The 17,383-nt window shown below is 35.9% G+C and carries 17 protein-coding genes and 1 pseudogene; 8 read left to right on the forward strand and 10 right to left on the reverse strand.

Annotated features, from left to right (window positions below; all coding sequences use genetic code 11):
• Positions 1 to 40 precede the first annotated feature (40 nt).
• Genes HNQ80_RS21845 through HNQ80_RS21860 form a run of 4 tightly spaced genes read left to right on the forward strand, consistent with a single transcriptional unit; the run spans position 41 to position 3,385 of the window.
• Positions 41 to 916, forward strand: coding sequence for a branched-chain amino acid ABC transporter permease (locus tag HNQ80_RS21845; protein ID WP_184312805.1), 876 nt, complete (start codon positions 41 to 43; stop codon positions 914 to 916).
• Between the two features lie 9 nt (positions 917 to 925).
• Positions 926 to 1,888 (forward strand): branched-chain amino acid ABC transporter permease, encoded by a 963-nt coding sequence (locus HNQ80_RS21850; RefSeq protein WP_330602990.1) that lies wholly within the window; start codon positions 926 to 928, stop codon positions 1,886 to 1,888.
• 10 nt (positions 1,889 to 1,898) lie between these two features.
• A complete protein-coding gene (locus HNQ80_RS21855) occupies positions 1,899 to 2,669 on the forward strand; it encodes an ABC transporter ATP-binding protein (protein WP_184312807.1) in 771 nt (256 codons plus the stop codon).
• Positions 2,669 to 3,385, forward strand: coding sequence for an ABC transporter ATP-binding protein (locus HNQ80_RS21860; RefSeq protein ID WP_184312808.1), 717 nt, complete (start codon positions 2,669 to 2,671; stop codon positions 3,383 to 3,385). The genes HNQ80_RS21855 and HNQ80_RS21860 overlap by 1 nt, the downstream gene beginning before the upstream one ends.
• Before the next feature lie 100 nt (positions 3,386 to 3,485).
• On the opposite strand, the gene HNQ80_RS21865 is transcribed toward HNQ80_RS21860, so the two are convergent.
• Positions 3,486 to 3,683, reverse strand: coding sequence for a cold-shock protein (locus HNQ80_RS21865; protein WP_184312809.1), 198 nt, complete (start codon positions 3,681 to 3,683; stop codon positions 3,486 to 3,488).
• Between the two features lie 230 nt (positions 3,684 to 3,913).
• On the opposite strand from HNQ80_RS21865, the gene mtnK reads away from it, so the two are divergent.
• On the forward strand, positions 3,914 to 5,161 hold the full coding sequence (gene mtnK, locus HNQ80_RS21870) for an S-methyl-5-thioribose kinase (protein WP_184312810.1): 1,248 nt from the start codon (positions 3,914 to 3,916) through the stop codon (positions 5,159 to 5,161).
• A 438-nt stretch (positions 5,162 to 5,599) separates the two neighbouring features.
• Here mtnK and HNQ80_RS21875 read toward each other — a convergent pair whose 3' ends face one another.
• Both HNQ80_RS21875 and HNQ80_RS21880 read right to left on the reverse strand, forming a co-directional pair.
• Entirely contained in the window at positions 5,600 to 6,052 is a 453-nt protein-coding gene (locus HNQ80_RS21875) for a chemotaxis protein CheX (RefSeq protein ID WP_184312811.1), read from the reverse strand.
• Between the two features lie 177 nt (positions 6,053 to 6,229).
• Complete coding sequence (locus HNQ80_RS21880; protein WP_184312812.1) at positions 6,230 to 6,436, reverse strand: hypothetical protein; 207 nt, start codon at positions 6,434 to 6,436, stop codon at positions 6,230 to 6,232.
• 659 nt (positions 6,437 to 7,095) lie between these two features.
• Here HNQ80_RS21880 and HNQ80_RS21885 point away from each other — a divergent pair.
• The 3 genes from HNQ80_RS21885 (at position 7,096) to HNQ80_RS21895 (ending at position 10,298) form a co-directional block, all read left to right on the forward strand.
• Positions 7,096 to 9,171, forward strand: coding sequence for a glutamine synthetase III (locus HNQ80_RS21885; RefSeq protein ID WP_330602991.1), 2,076 nt, complete (start codon positions 7,096 to 7,098; stop codon positions 9,169 to 9,171).
• Between the two features lie 239 nt (positions 9,172 to 9,410).
• Positions 9,411 to 9,848, forward strand: coding sequence for a LytTR family DNA-binding domain-containing protein (locus HNQ80_RS21890; RefSeq protein ID WP_184312814.1), 438 nt, complete (start codon positions 9,411 to 9,413; stop codon positions 9,846 to 9,848).
• 12 nt (positions 9,849 to 9,860) lie between these two features.
• Positions 9,861 to 10,298: a DUF3021 domain-containing protein gene (locus tag HNQ80_RS21895; RefSeq protein ID WP_184312815.1), complete on the forward strand. Its 438-nt coding sequence runs from the start codon at positions 9,861 to 9,863 to the stop codon at positions 10,296 to 10,298.
• Positions 10,299 to 10,480: 182 nt separating this feature from the next.
• Here the strand turns inward: HNQ80_RS21895 and HNQ80_RS21900 are convergent, their stop codons facing one another.
• The 7 genes and pseudogenes from HNQ80_RS21900 to HNQ80_RS21930 form a co-directional block, all read right to left on the reverse strand.
• Positions 10,481 to 10,936, reverse strand: a complete 456-nt coding sequence (locus tag HNQ80_RS21900; protein WP_184312816.1) for a zf-HC2 domain-containing protein — start codon at positions 10,934 to 10,936, stop codon at positions 10,481 to 10,483.
• A complete protein-coding gene (locus tag HNQ80_RS21905; protein ID WP_184312817.1) occupies positions 10,933 to 11,421 on the reverse strand; it encodes an RNA polymerase sigma factor in 489 nt (162 codons plus the stop codon). The genes HNQ80_RS21900 and HNQ80_RS21905 overlap by 4 nt, the downstream gene beginning before the upstream one ends.
• 122 nt (positions 11,422 to 11,543) lie before the next feature.
• The gene (locus HNQ80_RS21910; protein ID WP_184312818.1) at positions 11,544 to 12,104 is read right to left on the reverse strand and encodes a DUF1697 domain-containing protein; all 561 of its coding nucleotides are present in this window, start codon (positions 12,102 to 12,104) and stop codon (positions 11,544 to 11,546) included.
• A gap of 173 nt (positions 12,105 to 12,277) precedes the next feature.
• Positions 12,278 to 13,144 (reverse strand): hypothetical protein, encoded by an 867-nt coding sequence (locus HNQ80_RS21915; protein WP_184312819.1) that lies wholly within the window; start codon positions 13,142 to 13,144, stop codon positions 12,278 to 12,280.
• A 250-nt stretch (positions 13,145 to 13,394) separates the two neighbouring features.
• Positions 13,395 to 14,261: pseudogene (locus tag HNQ80_RS21920) on the reverse strand (SDR family oxidoreductase).
• Between the two features lie 227 nt (positions 14,262 to 14,488).
• Complete coding sequence (locus tag HNQ80_RS21925; RefSeq protein WP_184312820.1) at positions 14,489 to 15,838, reverse strand: MATE family efflux transporter; 1,350 nt, start codon at positions 15,836 to 15,838, stop codon at positions 14,489 to 14,491.
• Positions 15,839 to 16,320: 482 nt separating this feature from the next.
• A complete protein-coding gene (locus HNQ80_RS21930) occupies positions 16,321 to 17,178 on the reverse strand; it encodes a hypothetical protein (RefSeq protein WP_184312821.1) in 858 nt (285 codons plus the stop codon).
• Between the last annotated feature and the right edge of the window lie 205 nt (positions 17,179 to 17,383).

A 17,383-nucleotide genomic window follows, 5' to 3' on the forward strand; every position in this document is an offset into this window, starting at 1 on the left:
CATAAGATAAAGAAAGAGTCGATGAAAGGGAGTGGGAACGGTGGCAGAATTTCTACAACAGTTAATTAACGGTATTTCCCTGGGTAGTGTATATGCCCTGATAGCCCTTGGGTATACCATGGTCTACGGGATCATAAAGCTTATCAATTTTGCCCATGGTGAAGTCTATATGCTGGGTGCCATCTTTGGTTATTATGCCATTACGGTTTTGAAATTACCTTTTTTTGCTGCACTGGCGGTTGCCATGATTCTTTGTGCCATTTTAGGTATGATTATGGAAAGAATTGCATATAAGCCATTGCGCAGTGCACCAAGGGTTGCCGCACTTATGACTGCTGTGGGGTTGTCTTTATTTTTTCAGAATTTTACCATCTATACAATTGGCGCATCTCCGAAAGCTTTTCCTAAAATGCAGCAAATAAATTGGAGCTTCATGGGAGCTACTGTAAGCAATGGACAGTTATTGATTCTGTTAACGGCCATTGCATTAATGGTTATTTTGCACTTTATCGTGCAAAAAACAAAAATGGGAAAAGCTATGAGAGCCGTTTCTTTCGACCAAGATGCAGCAAAACTAATGGGAATCAATGTAGATAATACAATTTCATTTACCTTTGCCCTAGGTTCTGCCTTGGCAGCAGCAGGTGGGGTTTTGGTAGGTCAATATTATGGTGTTGTGCAACCGTTGATGGGAACCCTTCCAGGATTAAAAGCCTTCGTAGCCGCTGTTTTAGGAGGAATTGGAATTATTCCTGGTGCCATGATCGGAGGATTAATCCTTGGCGTCGCAGAGTCTACAATCAGTGCTATTGGTTACTCTACATTTAGAGATGCTGTAGCTTTTGCTATTTTGATCGTTATACTGATCATAAAACCCACTGGTATCCTTGGTAAAAATGTTAGAGAGAAGGTGTAGGTGATGGCCATGAATAAGAAAAAATTACTAGCAATAGTAGCTGCAATGGCATTAGGTGTTGCAATTCAATCATTGATTTGGCTTGGTATTCTGAATGCCTACTATGCCCAAGTTTTAACGACCATGAGTATGTTTATGATCTTGGCAACCAGCCTAAACCTGATTAATGGAATTACTGGACAGTTTTCTTTAGGGCATGCTGGATTTGCCGCAGTAGGAGGATATTTTTCAGCCATCATAACCACAAGGCTTGCATTACCTTTACCTGGGCCCGTTCTATTCTTCATATCGCTGTTAGTGGGTGGTTTGGTAGCGGCTTTCGCAGGATTTTTAATCGGCCTTCCAACGCTGCGATTACGTGGAGACTATTTAGCAATTGCGACCTTGGGATTTGGAGAAATTATTAGGGTTGTATTTGTAAATTGGAAATATGTTGGTGCAGCTGCCGGTATGTGGGGGATTCCAGGTTATACAAACTTTTTATGGGCTTATAGCATCGCGTTATTAACCATTCTTTTCATCGTTAATTTTATGAACTCTTCCCATGGCCGTGCGTGTGTTTCCATTCGAGAGGATGAGATTGCAGCAGAGACGATGGGAATTAATACGACAAAATATAAGGTAATGGCTTTTACCTTCGGAGCCTTTTTTGCAGGCGTAGCGGGAGGGATTTTTGCCCACCTCATCCGATTGCTGCACCCTCAATCCTTTACATTCATGTTTTCTGTGGAGATTCTATTAATGGTAGTTCTAGGTGGTTTAGGAAGTATTACTGGTTCTGTGGCAGCTGCCGTATTGTTGACTTTTTTATCTGAAGCATTACGTCAATTTGCTGAACTTAGAATGGTAATCTATTCGTTGATGTTGATTGGTATTATGCTCTTTAGACCCCAAGGATTACTGGGTACAAAGGAATTGTCATTAGACATGTTGGCAGGGGTTAAGTCGAAGTTAAAATTCTCGAAGAATTGAGGTGTACAGCATGCCGATTATTGAAACAAAACAATTGGTCAAAACTTTTGGAGGTTTAACCGCAGTAAGTGGATTTGAAATTTATCTGAATGCAGGGGAATTAATCGGTCTGATTGGTCCCAACGGCGCTGGAAAGACTACTGCTTTTAACATGTTAACGGGTGTTTACCAGCCTAGCTCTGGGGATATTCGCTTCCTGGATGAAAGTGTTGTGGGGAAGAAGCCCTATGAGATTACCCAGAAGGGAATCGCTAGAACTTTCCAGAATATCAGGCTTTTTAAAGACCTATCCGTTATTGATAATGTAAAGATTGCCTATCACCAGAATGTAAAATATAGTGTGGCAGCAGGGATATTAGGAAGTAAAAGGTTTAAACAGGAAGAGCAAGAAATTGCGAAGAAAGCCTTAGAACTATTAAAAATATTCAAACTGGACCATAAGGCTGGTGAATATGCAAAGAACTTGCCGTATGGAGAACAGCGCCGCTTGGAGATTGCCAGAGCTTTGGCTACCCAGCCGAAACTGATCTTATTAGATGAACCTGCGGCAGGAATGAATCCTCAAGAGACTCAGGAACTCATGGAGTTGATACGATTTATTAGAGGAGCTTTTGATTTAACAATTCTTCTTATCGAACATGATATGTCTTTGGTAATGAATGTATGTGAGCGTATATATGTACTGGATTATGGCAAAATTATTGCCCATGGTACACCTCAAGAAATCAAAACAAATCCCAAGGTTATAGAGGCCTATTTGGGCGAGGAGGTGGCTATATAATGCTAAAGGTCGAAGATTTAAATGTATATTATGGTGCAATTCATGCGATCAAGGGGATTTCATTGGAGGTAGAAGAAGGACAGATCGTTACTCTTATTGGAGCTAATGGTGCAGGTAAAACAACCACATTAAGGACCATATCTGGATTAAATAAAGCAAAGAGCGGCCAAATTACTTTCAAGGGAAAATCTATAAATAGTGTACCAGCTCAAGATATTATGGCTATGGGGATCTCCCAGGTTCCTGAAGGACGAAGGGTATTTGCAAATATGACGGTATTGGAAAACTTAGAATTAGGGGCCTATCTCAGAAAAGATAAGAATGGCATAAAGAAGGATATGGATCGTGTATTTCTGAAATTTCCACGCCTCTTTGAAAGGATTAAGCAGCAGGCAGGTACATTGAGTGGTGGAGAACAGCAGATGCTGGCCATGGGTAGAGCTCTTATGTCCAAACCCAAATTGTTGCTGTTGGATGAGCCGTCTATGGGACTCGCGCCATTATTGGTGCAGGAAATATTCTCCATAATAAAAGAGTTGAATCAAGAGGGAACGACGATTCTACTCGTCGAGCAAAATGCCCATATGGCATTGTCTATCGCTCATCAAGCCTATGTATTGGAAACAGGACGGATTGTTCTTTCTGGGGATGCAAAAGAATTAGCGTCTAGACCAGAGATTTCCGAAGCTTACCTGGGTGGTGCAGTAGGCCATTAAATATGCGTGCTCCTACATTTTGAATATATGATTTTCTATTTCGGCAAAAGCCCCGTGGATGAATATCCATGGGGCTTTTGTCGTGCTAAAACTAAAAAACCTATGCTGGTGTTACATTTTTGGCTTGTGGGCCACGGTCGCCTTGTTCGATTTCAAATTCAACTTTTTGGCCTTCTTGAAGAGTTTTAAAGCCTTCTGTTTGTATAGCGGTAAAGTGTACGAATACATCATCGCCACCTTCTCTTTCAATGAATCCAAAACCTTTTTCGGCGTTGAACCATTTTACTGTACCGATCATTTGTTTCTGCACCTCCTAAAATCCATCACAAAGGATACTTACTGAGATATTTTATCTCTTTACTTATTATGATAATGCTAGAAGAAAGTTATACTTCATAATCAAAGAATGCTCCAGTGAGAACAAAAATATATAGGATGTGAGCAAAATGTTATCGGCTAGGTTTATTGATTCAAAACAGTGGAAATGTTATGATTTTTTTAACCAATACAGATGGGTGATGAGGGAGAATGCTAATCATTACAGCGGATAACATTATTGAATACGTGCTGAATCACACAAGTATATTTACAAATAATCATCTCTTCGTGGAGGATATCAGTGATTTTAATCCTGAAGAAGAAAAAGAAGGTTTTGTGAATTATATTTATAAGGTATATAACGATGAAAAATCAGTTATCGTAAAACAAGCCAGACCTTATTTAAAATATTTTGGAGAAGGCTATGGTCTTACTCCTTTTAGAAATGTTTTAGAGTATGAAACCCTCCGACTAAGGGGGCAAATCGTTTCAGCATATATTCCTGAGACTTATTATATTGACAGAGAAAATTATATTTTTATCATGGAAGATTTGTCTTATCTGAAAGTAATGAGGTTTCAACTAAATAAAATGGTGTATTTTCCAAAGTTCTCAAAGCAAGTTGGAGAATATTTGGCCAAGTCAAATTTTTATACATCAGAGCTTTATCTGAAACCAGAAACCCATAGACTTCTTCAAGCGACATTTATCAATGCAGATATGCGATCTATTATGGAGAATGCCGCATTCATAAGAGCTGCTTTCTTAGGACTCAATTACAATACACCCAATAAAAAACTGTTAAACATATCCGAACTAGTATGGTCGAAAGATGAGGTTATTCTTGAATGCTATAAGATGCGGGACATATTCATGAAAAGAGGTGAGTGCCTCATCCATGGTGATCTACATACTTCCAATATTTTTATTGACGCAGACAAGATGAAAATAATCGATATGGAGTATACCTTCATGGGCCCATATTCCTTCGATATGGGATATTTAATCGCTCACTTGGTATCTCAATTTTCTGCATTCACTTTCAAATCAAACGTCGAAGAAGGTAAGAGAGAGCGTTATTGTGCTTATCTCCTGCATACCATTAAGGAAATCTATGATTATTATGTATATTTCTTTAACGAGTGTTGGGAAAAAGATGGAAAAGAAGCCTATAAGAATCTCAAGGGATATAAGGAATCGATTTTAGAGACTTTTTTGTCTGAGGTCATAGGCTTTGCGGCCTGTGCCAATATGATTCGACTCATATCCCTAGTAGGCTATCCTGATTTTGATGTCATAGAGGACATGACAGATCGATGTAATGCACAGGGCTTGTCGATTGCCATCGACCAGTTTATGCTTTTGAATAGAAGTAAAATAAAATCTATGGATGAATTTATTCAGGTCATTTTAGATATTAGAAAAGATTATGTGAAGAATCTAGCGTTAAAACATTAATGAAATCAAGCTTTGGGGATTATCCCCAAAGCTTGATTTCATTGGAGAAAATTTTCTTGGACAGTGGAGAATGTTGCAATTCCATCAGAAAATTTAGCTAAATTAACTTTGCACATAGAAAATGGGAAGAACTTGCATTGTCCATCGAAGAATCCTCTGATGTAGAGGAGATGACATGTACTGAAAATATGATTCGGGACTGTATTTCTGAATACGTAATAGAACTCTACTGAGTGCATATTAGATAACCTTGTAGGTGAAAATGAAAAATGACCGATGGGAATTGTCTTATACCAGGCAATTCAGCTCTAATAATAATAAAAGTGGGCATGATTGATACCCACACAATTGTTTTCACATCTAATTCACAATTTAGAAAAGATTACTGATAATAAAGTTTTGTTCGTATTCTCTGGCTGTTGATTTGCAGCATATAAATTAGATATTAAATCCGATATTGAGTTCTATTTTGCCTGACTGTGTTTCGAAATCAATTGCTAGTGCTTCTAAAGCATTTATATCAGAAGGTTCAAGCAGCACGATAGGAGGACTAATCTGCAGTGTTACCCCTAATGACATAAACATTGTGGAAGCAGCTCCTGCAATCATGCTTGACAATTCGCCAATGGCACTTTTTGCCATATCATCAATAACAGATATACTCATACCCATCATCATGGTAGAAGCTAGTTTTTTAGCTGTATCCTGAGGCATGGATAACGCCATGTTTCCTTGAATGCCGCCTTTTAGGCATATGACTGTAGATATATCCAAATCAACGTACAATTTATCTTTCTTTTTGACGCCGATTCGCTTTATATCCGTAATGCCTAACTGCTCCAGTGTTTTTGTGAAAGCTTCTATAAACGGATTAATATACTTTGCTTCCATAAATGTCTCCAATCTACTGCATTTCAGAAATTTCGATCGCAAGAACTGCTAGATCCCAAATTCCTGAAATACAATGCTTTATCGGTATTTCATGTAATGATTCAATAAAATATAGAGATTTTGGTATCAAGCATTCATCCTGATCAAAAAAATCCTCTTTGGTCTTACATTATCAGCTTATTCCTTCGTATCTTTAAAATAGCTTTCCTTGTGGTATAAATCATCAATTAATTGTTGTATTTTTATCTTTTGATAAGTTAAATACTCCACTTCTTTTAAATCGATAATGTCCTTATTTTTTTCTATTCTAGCATCCAGAATATTAACTAATGAACGTAAATCATTAACTGTTTGCAGGCTTAGCATTTTTTCATCTCCTCTCATATGCTTCTCTATGTTGTTTCGTCCTTTTTAATACATGGCTTAATACTTTTAGGTCAATCTTACTATCTAAAATGAATACATAGAACTAAGCATATAATGATCTATTTTTATGATTACGATATAATATAGAAAAAATATGGATTTGTTATGAACTAAATCGTGATAGGAGCATATAATAATAAATGAACTCACTAGGTTATGGATTATTCTTAAGAATTAAATTAAGTATTGCAAATTGTGAAGGCATGTAGTAGAATATGTAATAAATAATTTAAAAAATTAGTGAATTAAAATTAAATACTGATAGGTTAGTAGTAAATAATAAGGGCAAAGGCGTCCTAATTAATGAGTATTTTACTACTTGTAAAAATTACTATTGGAGTATTGTGAGCAATGGCGTTCTCAAGTTTATTTGAGGACGCCTTTTTTATATCTAGCAGGAAATTATATGGCCAGGAGTTCTATGCATAACTTGAATCAGAACTTTGAAGCAATTTGAGCAACGGAAATTTCAAGAGCCTTGCTCGAAGAAATTTCGTTGGCGACATGAGGAGATGCGATAGCAGCATCCGAATTTTTTTATTTGGCTTATTATATTTTAAAATATTATTATACAAGGGGGACTTGAAATAAACTTTACAAATCAACCGTTAAGCGAAATCTTTGGCGCAAATGTATTTAATGATGCAGTTATGAGACAGCGCCTACCTAAAAACACGTACAAAGCATTGCGTAAAACAATTGATCTAGGAGTGGAATTAGACCCTGCAGTAGCAGAAGTTGTAGCAAATGCAATGAAAGATTGGGCTATTGAGAAAGGTGCAACTCACTTTACCCATTGGTTCCAACCAATGACAGGTTTTACTGCTGAAAAGCATGATTCTTTTATTTCTCCAACACCAGATGGAAAAGTAATTATGGAGTTCTCTGGTAAAGAGTTGATTAAAGGAGAACCGGATGCATCTTCTTTCCCATCTGGAGGAATCCGTGCAACTTTCGAAGCAAGAGGTTATACTGCTTGGGATTGTACTTCCCCAGCCTTCATAAAAGAAGATACCCTCTGTATCCCAACTGCATTTTGTTCCTATACAGGAGAAGCGTTGGATAGGAAGACGCCACTGTTACGTTCTATGGAAGCTATTTCTAAACAAGCCCTTCGTGTATTAAGATTGTTTGGAAATGAAACATCACAAAAAGTAATTACAACTGTAGGTGCAGAACAAGAGTATTTCTTAATAGATAAAGAATTCTTTAAGAAACGTAAGGACTTAGTATATACTGGAAGGACATTATTCGGAGCGATGCCTCCAAAAGGACAGGAATTAGAAGACCATTATTTCGGAAGTTTAAAAGAAAGAGTTGCAGCATATATGAAAGAGTTAGACGCAGAATTATGGAAATTAGGCGTTGCTGCAAAAACAAGACATAACGAAGTTGCTCCTGCACAACATGAGTTAGCGCCAATTTTTTCTTCTACAAACATTGCTACAGATCACAATCAGTTGATTATGGACACGATGAAAAAGGTAGCAAATCGTCATGGTTTAGTATGTCTATTGCATGAAAAGCCGTTCGCAGGTGTGAATGGATCTGGAAAACATAATAACTGGTCTATGAGTACTGATGATGGTATGAATTTATTAGAACCAGGAACAACGCCCCACGAAAATGCACAGTTCTTGGTATTCTTAGCAGCAATCATCAAGGCGGTAGATGTGCATGCGGATTTACTTCGTCTTTCTGCAGCCAATACAGGAAATGACCATCGCTTGGGAGCAAATGAAGCACCGCCAGCAATCATTTCTATATTTCTTGGGGAACAATTAACGGATATTTTAGAACAAATTGAAAAAGGCCCTGCAACTTCTTCCAAACAGGGTGGCATGTTGACAATTGGTGTTTCTACGCTACCAGCTCTTCCAAAAGATGCAACAGACCGTAATAGAACATCTCCATTTGCATTTACTGGAAACAAATTTGAATTTAGAATGGTTCCATCCTCTGCATCTATTTCAGGACCAAATGTTGTGCTAAATACCATTGTTGCTGATGTATTATCCGAAATTGCAGATCAATTAGAAAAAGCAGCGGATTTCAATGGAGCTGTACAACAATTGTTACAAGACATTGTAAAACAACATAGAAGAGTTATCTTCAATGGGAATGGGTATTCTGAAGACTGGGTTGAAGAAGCAGCAACAAGAGGTTTACCAAATATTCGTTCTACAGTAGAGGCGATTCCAGCCATCATTACTGAAAAAGCAATTTCCTTATACGCCAGACATGGTGTATTGAGTGAAGTAGAATTACACTCTAGATATGAAATCCTATTAGAAGAATATTCAAAACAAATCAATATTGAGGCAAGAACCATGATAGAAATGGGGAAACGTCAAATTATCCCAGCTGTAATTAAGTTTGCTACGGAGTTGGCAGCTTCTATCAATACAATTAAAGCAGCTGCGGCTGGTGCAGACGTAACTGTACAAGGGGATTTACTCGCAGAAGTTTCTTCAACGTTAGCTTCTTTCAAGGCGAAGTCATCTGCATTAGAAAAAGTAACTGAAGAAGCAGCTGATGTGGAAGGTGGTGCACTGACACAAGCTACATTCTATAGAGAATCTGTATTTCCAGCTATGGGTGAGTTGAGAAAAGTTGGAGATTATATTGAAACATTAGTAGATGAAGCACTATGGCCAATGCCTACCTATGGAGAATTATTGTTCCAGGTATAAGAAAAAAATGAGGAGAGGCTTTCTAAAATAAAGAAGATACTGTAATCCATGGATTACAGTATCTTCTTTATTTATTGAGGACTGTCATTAGACCCTGTTGTTCTGAAATAGGTGGGTATAGAAAAGCATATCCCTCAGATACTGCAGGTTACATCACAACGGCTGCAGCTTGCTAATGGGGCTGTTGAATTCAGAAAATTGCTGACATATACTATAATTGAAAGAAGGGGGGAGCCAAGATGAAAATTACGATTGAGAATATCCCTGTTGGAAGCGAGCCTGAAATAATAATAAAATGCAATGAACCTGATGACGCATTATTGCAGCTCATTTATTCTATTAAATCGGCTTCCAAAAAACTTATTGGGATTTCAGATTCACAAATGCACATTATCAATCCTAAAGATGTTTTTTATTTTGAATCAGTAGACAATAAAGTATTTATTTATTGCCAAAAGATGGTTTATCAATCAAAGCTTAAACTCTATGAGATTGAGGCGGAATATGAGAATGGAGACTTTTTTAGGGCATCAAAATCAACAATTCTCAATATCTCAAAAATAGAATCTGTAAGCCCCATTTTCTATGGAAGGTTTGAAGCTCTGCTACAGAATGGAGAAAAAGTATTTATTTCAAGACAATATGTTCCTGTACTCAAAAAAAAATTAGGATTATAGGGAGGCTGTATCATGAAAATGAGAAAATATTTGGAGCATTTTTTGAAGGATTTTTTTGTAGCTTGCGGATGTTTGATGATCATTGTAACAATATTTATGGAGATGTATTCCGTAGAAACAATGAAAGCTTCACTGCTATGGCAAATTATATTAGGGGCTTCGGCATATACATTTTATAAGTACGCTTTTGCAACAAAATATGAGTTAGGAAAAAAAGCGCAACTGATTTGCTTTTCTATTTCTTCTACACTGGCAGACGTGATGATCGTATTATGGTTATTCTTATTTAGTCCTGGTAGAGTTACTGATAAAAATCTTTTAATAATCTATATTATTGTGATTCTTGCTGTAAAAGGATTGGTCCATGCAATGATGTATATTGATGGCCAAACACAGGCAAAACAGCTTAATGAAAAGCTAAGTGAGTATAGGAACGGTGAGAAGGCCTAATTTTGGCACAATTTCTCATTTTAAATAAAAGTCTGTTTGCTCATAAGAGTAAATATAATGAAGTGTATTATTTCATGCAGGTAGATGAAAAACCCCTATTTTGCCGATAGGGGTTTTTAACTAGAATATCATTTCATTTATTTTAAGATTACACATACAAATAGTTGCTCAAGGGTTTTTAATTAAAAAAGATGCAACACATATTTAAGCAGCAAATAAATTCCCAATATAGCAAACACAATAATTGTGCCAATAGCTTTTCCTATAAAAAATCTGCTCATGCGGTTATCTCCTTTCAAATCAAATTTAAATATTAGTACGCCTATAAAAATAATGCTCAAAACCATAATAATTGATGGCATAAAGCTTGAAGACGAATTTTTATTTAATACCATCCCGATAAAAGCTCCTATAAATAATAATGCTGATGTGATAAAAAACAGTTTTTTCTTGATTGAAGATAGAATTCTTTTATCGTCAATTTCTGTTCCTATTGGCAAAGTGTAATTTTCAAACTCATGTTTACAGCTTTCACAGTTTTTCAGATGCTCAGAGACTAATTTCGTACTATCCTTACTTGCCACATGATCCTTCACAAGTGGTATTAAATCCAAAATAACATCGCAGGATATGTTCAAATTAATTCCTCCTTTTTCAAAATAGACTTAAGCCACTTTTTCGTTCTAAAATCTATTACTCTTGCTGAGTTCTCAGAAATACTTATTTTTTCTGATATTTCATAGTAACTTATCCCGTTTATACGCATGCTAACTATTTTTTGTGTTTGCTCATCTTTTGTTTTTAGAAGCTCCCATACTCTATCGCCTATTTGTTTTGTAATAAAGATATCCATCGTACTGTCCGTAACATATAGTTCTAAAAGGTCGCTATATTCCACAGAGGGTTTGTCTTTACGTAAATTTTGAAGCCATAAATGGCGAGCAATGCCAAATAGCCATGTTTTAATGGATGAATTACCCTTGAAATTGGTAATAGAGTAGATTGCCTTTACAAATGTCTCTGAGAGTAAATCTTCTGAAAGGGTAGGATTATGGGTAATACTCAACAAATAATTATATATCTCTTGCTTATATTTTAAATATAGTTTCTCTATTTGCTTCATTTGAATCCTCCTTTCATATAATTAGTCACATTATGACATGAATTATTACATTGTTTTAGAAAAAAGTAGCGTGCCAGTTTCTGGCACGCTGGTAGATCGAATATAGTTTATGGGTTTTGAAATCAATGCTTTATGGTCTTCGCTAACATGGAGAGCTTGCTTAGTGTTTTCCAGTTTCGTACGGTAGCAGGCACATCTAGCTTCTGAAGATTGTTAGCAAGTTTAGAATTACGAATGCTATGACGGAATAAAAGATAAATATCTCGACCTTTGATTTTGTACATATCTTCTTGACTTTCATAAACGCTTAATTGTTCAACTTTCTCTTTTGAAGGGATTTGAGCCATCAGCGAAACATATAAGCTCTCTACTTGTGATAACGATTCCGCTTCTAATACTTGTTCCTTTGAGAACGGGCAATTTTGTACAATACGCTCTAACTCCTCCGCCGTTCTCAAAACAACTGTAATTGATAATCCGTAATCTTCAACAATTTTCTGTTCAATTTTCAGGGTAAGTGATTCTTCATCCTCGTTTGATTCAAATAGAACATTACCACTTTGTATGTACGTTTGCACCCGGCCAAGACCGATTGCTTCAAACGTTTGCTTTAAATCAGCCATTTTGATTACATTTCTTCCGCCTACATTAATCCCTCGTAAGAATGCTATATAAATATTCATCCTATAAGCCTCTCTTTTGAAATTTTATTTATGAATTCTTGATGCGACTCATTTGTATATTAGTATAATAGCCTGTGGAGCAGATACCCCTAGCGATATGAGTGAATAAAACTCTATATCATATTTATTATACAATAGTAAATGCTATTTCAAAAGAATATCGCATGTTAATTTTATTCAAATATATTTAATTTTGATCTTAAACTGTATTTTTCTAGCAGAATGAATATTAGAATAAATATTTCATAGATAAGTATTGTGTAAACCAAGTTCCATCCGGCATCTAAAACCAAGATGTTCATCTTAGCAAATACGCTTTGAGCTACAATAGAAAGGATAAATGGCGCCAACTTCCAAATCTTATTTTTAAGGATACATACGAATATTACCAATAAGAAAGTTTCAATCAAATGGTAAAAAAATATAATGATGGTACTGGATAAATAAAAGTTATCCCAATAATTGTTAACAAAATCTATCTGATAGTGTACTTTCCCTAGAAGCAGTAGTATAGGAGCGGGAATGTGTACGATGACCATTGCTACAAAGTAGAATATAAATGCTCTTGTTAGGCCATGGGGTTTCTGATTCATTTTAGAAAACCAGTATCTGCAGATAAGCAAAAAGATGACAATTGCAATGGCTGTCATATAGTATTTCCACCAATGGTGCTCATATATTCCTATTTTGATAAACAGATACTCTAAAATGGCGAACAAGGCTGTGACAAAGGAAATCCAACCATACCCCAGAGAATAAGCCACCATCACGATTGCTACTGCTGGATAGAGGGTCGTATTGAGTATTAGGTGCCCTAGTAAGTTTTGAGCCCAAGGATCCGTAAACACACCGGTTTTATATGCGTAAGAATTAAAAAGGCCAAGTACGATAAATTCTCCAATCCATGTGCCGCCTGCTGCGAATAAAAAAAACACCATTAGGGTAGAAACCTTATAAATGTCTTTTTTCATATATAGAGTATAGGTGGTAATTACTACGCCGATGATAGCTAAAAGAATATACCAAAATAGATTGGACATAAAATACCCCTAAAAGTTTAATTTGTAATATTTAATACAAATAAAGTATTAATAAAAATTTGTATTAACAAGTACTATTTTTTCCTTTAACATTGTCAGATATTCACTGGAATTAACTCTGTCACTTTTCTTCTTGCGGCAATCGATCTTATTAATCCTGTAATAGGTGGATTGGTCCATAATTTGGGTTGGGCGCTTGCATATCTTATGTATTCAAAAAGAATACCTATTTTTCATAATGAATTTTAATCTACTGAGCATATATGCGAAGTGTTTGACCTGTAATATAACTTGAATCATCCGAGGCTAAAAACACAAAGCCCGGTGCAATCTCAAAGGGCTGAGCGGCTCTTCCCATAGGAGTCTGGGTACCCCATGAGGCGACAATCTCAGGAGTAAAGGCTGCAGGAATTAAAGGTGTCCTAGTTTCACCAGGGGCTATACAATTTACACGAATACCTCGCGAAAGCAAAGTTCTGGATAAAGACCCGGTAAATGCAACAATAGCACCTTTTGAGGCTTCATAATCAACAGCAAGTCCATATGGCTTAAAAGCAGCTATGGATGAAGTGTTAATAATTGAGCCACCTGGTTTCATATAATGTAAAGCAGCCTTAGTTAAATAAAAACATGAAAACACATTTACACCAAAGGTCAGTTCCAATTGGTTTCTTGTTATGTTTTCTAATTGGTTACTTTGAAAAAGCACAGCAGCGTTATTTACTAGTATATCTAATTTCCCGAAACTACGAATAGTCTGTTCGACAATGAACTGGCAGTTTTTCTCGAAACGGATATCGGCGGCAATAGTGATACACCTTCTACCCAATTGCTTTATTCTAGACCTTGTTTCGGCTGCATCAAAATGTTCATTTAATTAAACGATGACAATATCCGCTCCTTCTTTTGCAAAGGAATAAGCAACAGCCCTGCCGATTCCACTATCTCCACCTGTTATAACTGCTACCTTGTTCAATAGTTTTCCTCCCGGCTTCTCCGGCGATGGGGATTCAGAAATGGGTTTCGGAACCATTATAGCTTCAATACCTGGTTGTTGGGGTTGATGCTGAGGTGGAAAAGCAGTTGGCAAATGATAAGGATTAAAGAACTGTCTCATTTTATATACCTCCACTCAAAAAAATCTATGTATATATTATATGCACTTTCGTCTGATATGGTATCCTAACACACTTCCATTTGATTACGTGCGAAGAGATAGGCACTTGTCTGCCTGCTACTTTATGATGGCATAAGAGGATACGTATAAAAAAACTACTTAGAATTTACTAAGTAGTTTTATCAAATGTATGGTGTTATTTTTACTCACTACAGAAAGATATTGTATTATTCAGTTGCAGTACTAATGGATTTCGAATTTAATTTTTGCCAACTGTTGCTTTTGTATCGGGAAAAACAAAGAATAGCTCCCAAAACCCAAGAGCAAATTTCACTTAAAGCTATTACGTCTGAACCAAGTATGCCAGCCAGCGTATAGGATAAAAGTACTCTGAGAGCAAGTGAGAGTATATTGCTTATGGAAGTGAAAACAACGTCTTTATTTCCTTGTAAAAATGCAGCATATGCATTTTCTAGAGCTAATATAGGATAAAATATAGCACAGGTACGGAAAAATCGTTGGCCAATAGCGGCCACAGCGTCGGAAACGCCAAAGGATTTCATAAATCCCTTACCCGCCAATACAACGATTGTAGTGATAACAATAGATACGATTAAGGAAATAAAAATTCCTTTTCTTAAACCTTCTTTAGCTCGTGCCATATTATTTGCACCAATATTTTGACCAACAAAAATTGAAATAGCTATTGAAATATTGATAATTGGTAATATTGTTAAAGTATCAATTTTATAAGCAGTTGTAATTGCGGTCACCACTTCAATGCCAAACGTGTTCATAACATTCTGCAAAAGTAAAGAACCGACAGAAGCAATGCTGGATTGAATCATTTTTGGTGCGCCCAATTTCATACTATCAAAAAACAGAGTAAGATCTATAGAATTTTTCAGGAAAGAAATTCTGAACATAGGATGCTTCTTATAAATACTGATAAGAAGAAATACGCTTGAAATGATTTGAGCAATGACTGTGGCAATAGCTACACCTTTAATACCCCAAAAAAATAATTTTACAAATACTAAATCTAAAATGATGTTAATTGCGGTTGAAAGTATAATAGCATATAGAGGTGTTTTGCTATCTCCAATACCGCGAAGCAATGAACTGCAGAGATTATAAAGAACTAAGGCAGGAACACCAATAAAAACAATGGACAAGTATTTACTGGACTGCTGTAAAACCTCAATTGGTGTATGCAATAAGTTTAAAATGTTTTCTCTAAAAATGAATCCAGCTATAGATATTACAAAGGCGGAAAACATGATAAATATGAAAAATGTGCTTGATAGCTTTGATATCTTTTTATATTCTTTTGCTCCATAGTACTGAGAAATAAGAATGGTATATCCAGAAACCAGACCTGTGACAATAAAGATGAACACATTTAAGACAGGAGAAGAGACTCCAACCGCTGCCAATGCTGCTTCACCAATGAAGTTTCCAACGATCATCGAATCAGTAATGTAATATAATTGTTGCAACAATCCCGTTAAAATAAGTGGGATTGTAAAAGAAAGCAATATTTTAAAAACACTACCTTTCGTCATATCATTGCTCATAATAATCCTCCCGTATGGACTCTCTATAAAGATGAGCATATATATTCAATCGATTTTCAGGTGTAATATACTATCATATCATTAAGAAAATAACAAGACATATAATACAGTGTCGATTATTTGATAATTAACTATGGTTATCAGACGGAATGGAAATTTTTATTGAAAAAATAGGATTTGTTTAAGAATAGAGTTGAAAATTATATTGTTTCGTTTATGTACAAAGAATACCTATATTCTGCATAATGAAATTACTTCGTTATTGCAGAATAATGGAACATAAGACTGGTTCAGTAGGTTCACTAGGGGCGCCCATTGGACGTCAAAGAATAGGGTCGTAGCCCAGCATAAGGGACGTGCAATGCACGTCCCTACGGTTGTGCCGCAATATTTATTTAATTTGTAAAGTCAACATTATTCTATAACATAACTAAAATATTAGACTAGTTTCATGTAAATACTATTGACCGTCAATTTTTAATCTAAGTCAACTTATGTATTCGGTAAGCCGATTCCCAACGATCGTACAACATAATCAAGTATATGGGCACAAAATATCTCAGCATCATAAGAAGATGATTCCAACGATGGTAGATTAGCCATCCACCATAGTAAGCATATAATGCGAAAGCCACGCCAATGAAAGCAGTAATGGTGAAAAATAGCAGCTTTAGGCGATTGGGTATTTTTGGAACCAATATTGCACAGATTACAGCTAACACGTCTCCAGAAAGCAGATCTGTAAAACGGCAGTCAGCCATTATATCCTTGAAGACATTCGGTCTGAATTGATACATCTTGAATATAGGTAATGCGAACGTAGCACCGACCCACATGATTATAGTATGTGAGAAACTAAGCAGTAGAACAGGGTATGGAATAGGAGGATTGTAATCTTTGATGTATGGGGCTAAATATGCAAAAAAGCGGATAGAAGCTATATAGAGTAAGGCAGAATAAGCCAAGCTCCAATGAATATACTTTATATATCCTAATTTTACGAAGAAATATTCTAAGATTATAAATAATATTGCGAATGGAAGCGTTGCTCTCCAGGGATGATCTTTCTTTGTGTAATGAAGGAATATAATTATAGTAAAGGGTAAAATTAGTGTATCTGCGAATATAATGCCTATTTCATTTTCATAGATAGGATTTGTTGATAAGTGGGTTGGAAACTTATACAGATTCAGTAGCAGGTTTAATGAAACTTCAAAAATATCTGCAAAGAAGACACCGATCGCATACCCAGCTACAATAGAATGCCAGGAAAGTTTCTTTGTGAGAATTAACAGAATCATCCAAACGGAGATAGCAACTAACATGATTATATATAACATACTTTCCCCTCCACTTGTATACGAGCTTCTTTATAGTATTAAAATTTAAAAAATATTTATACTTGTGATTAAGTTTGCTCGAGTGGTAATATGCTTGTCATTGGTATCATTGACCTTTACCCAATTTGATGGACACACATCAAAGCTAGTATAATAAAAGTAAGATGGAGGTGTCCTTATGGGTAAGAAAAAAACTTATGATCAA

This window comes from Anaerosolibacter carboniphilus (assembly GCF_014205875.1).
Classification (GTDB): Bacteria; Bacillota; Clostridia; order Peptostreptococcales; family Thermotaleaceae; genus Anaerosolibacter; species Anaerosolibacter carboniphilus.

Coding starts and splice junctions, on each gene's coding strand:
- HNQ80_RS21915 (WP_184312819.1), bottom strand. CDS start 13,144: ATGTCCAATCTATTTTGGTATATTCTTTTAGCTATCATCGGCGTAGTA.
- HNQ80_RS21855 (WP_184312807.1), top strand. CDS start 1,899: ATGCCGATTATTGAAACAAAACAATTGGTCAAAACTTTTGGAGGTTTA.
- HNQ80_RS21875 (WP_184312811.1), bottom strand. CDS start 6,052: ATGGAAGCAAAGTATATTAATCCGTTTATAGAAGCTTTCACAAAAACA.
- HNQ80_RS21910 (WP_184312818.1), bottom strand. CDS start 12,104: ATGAATATTTATATAGCATTCTTACGAGGGATTAATGTAGGCGGAAGA.
- mtnK (WP_184312810.1), top strand. CDS start 3,914: ATGCTAATCATTACAGCGGATAACATTATTGAATACGTGCTGAATCAC.
- HNQ80_RS21880 (WP_184312812.1), bottom strand. CDS start 6,436: ATGAGAGGAGATGAAAAAATGCTAAGCCTGCAAACAGTTAATGATTTA.
- HNQ80_RS21905 (WP_184312817.1), bottom strand. CDS start 11,421: ATGAAGCAAATAGAGAAACTATATTTAAAATATAAGCAAGAGATATAT.
- HNQ80_RS21925 (WP_184312820.1), bottom strand. CDS start 15,838: ATGAGCAATGATATGACGAAAGGTAGTGTTTTTAAAATATTGCTTTCT.
- HNQ80_RS21850 (WP_330602990.1), top strand. CDS start 926: ATGAATAAGAAAAAATTACTAGCAATAGTAGCTGCAATGGCATTAGGT.
- HNQ80_RS21890 (WP_184312814.1), top strand. CDS start 9,411: ATGAAAATTACGATTGAGAATATCCCTGTTGGAAGCGAGCCTGAAATA.
- HNQ80_RS21930 (WP_184312821.1), bottom strand. CDS start 17,178: ATGTTATATATAATCATGTTAGTTGCTATCTCCGTTTGGATGATTCTG.
- HNQ80_RS21860 (WP_184312808.1), top strand. CDS start 2,669: ATGCTAAAGGTCGAAGATTTAAATGTATATTATGGTGCAATTCATGCG.
- HNQ80_RS21865 (WP_184312809.1), bottom strand. CDS start 3,683: ATGATCGGTACAGTAAAATGGTTCAACGCCGAAAAAGGTTTTGGATTC.
- HNQ80_RS21895 (WP_184312815.1), top strand. CDS start 9,861: ATGAAAATGAGAAAATATTTGGAGCATTTTTTGAAGGATTTTTTTGTA.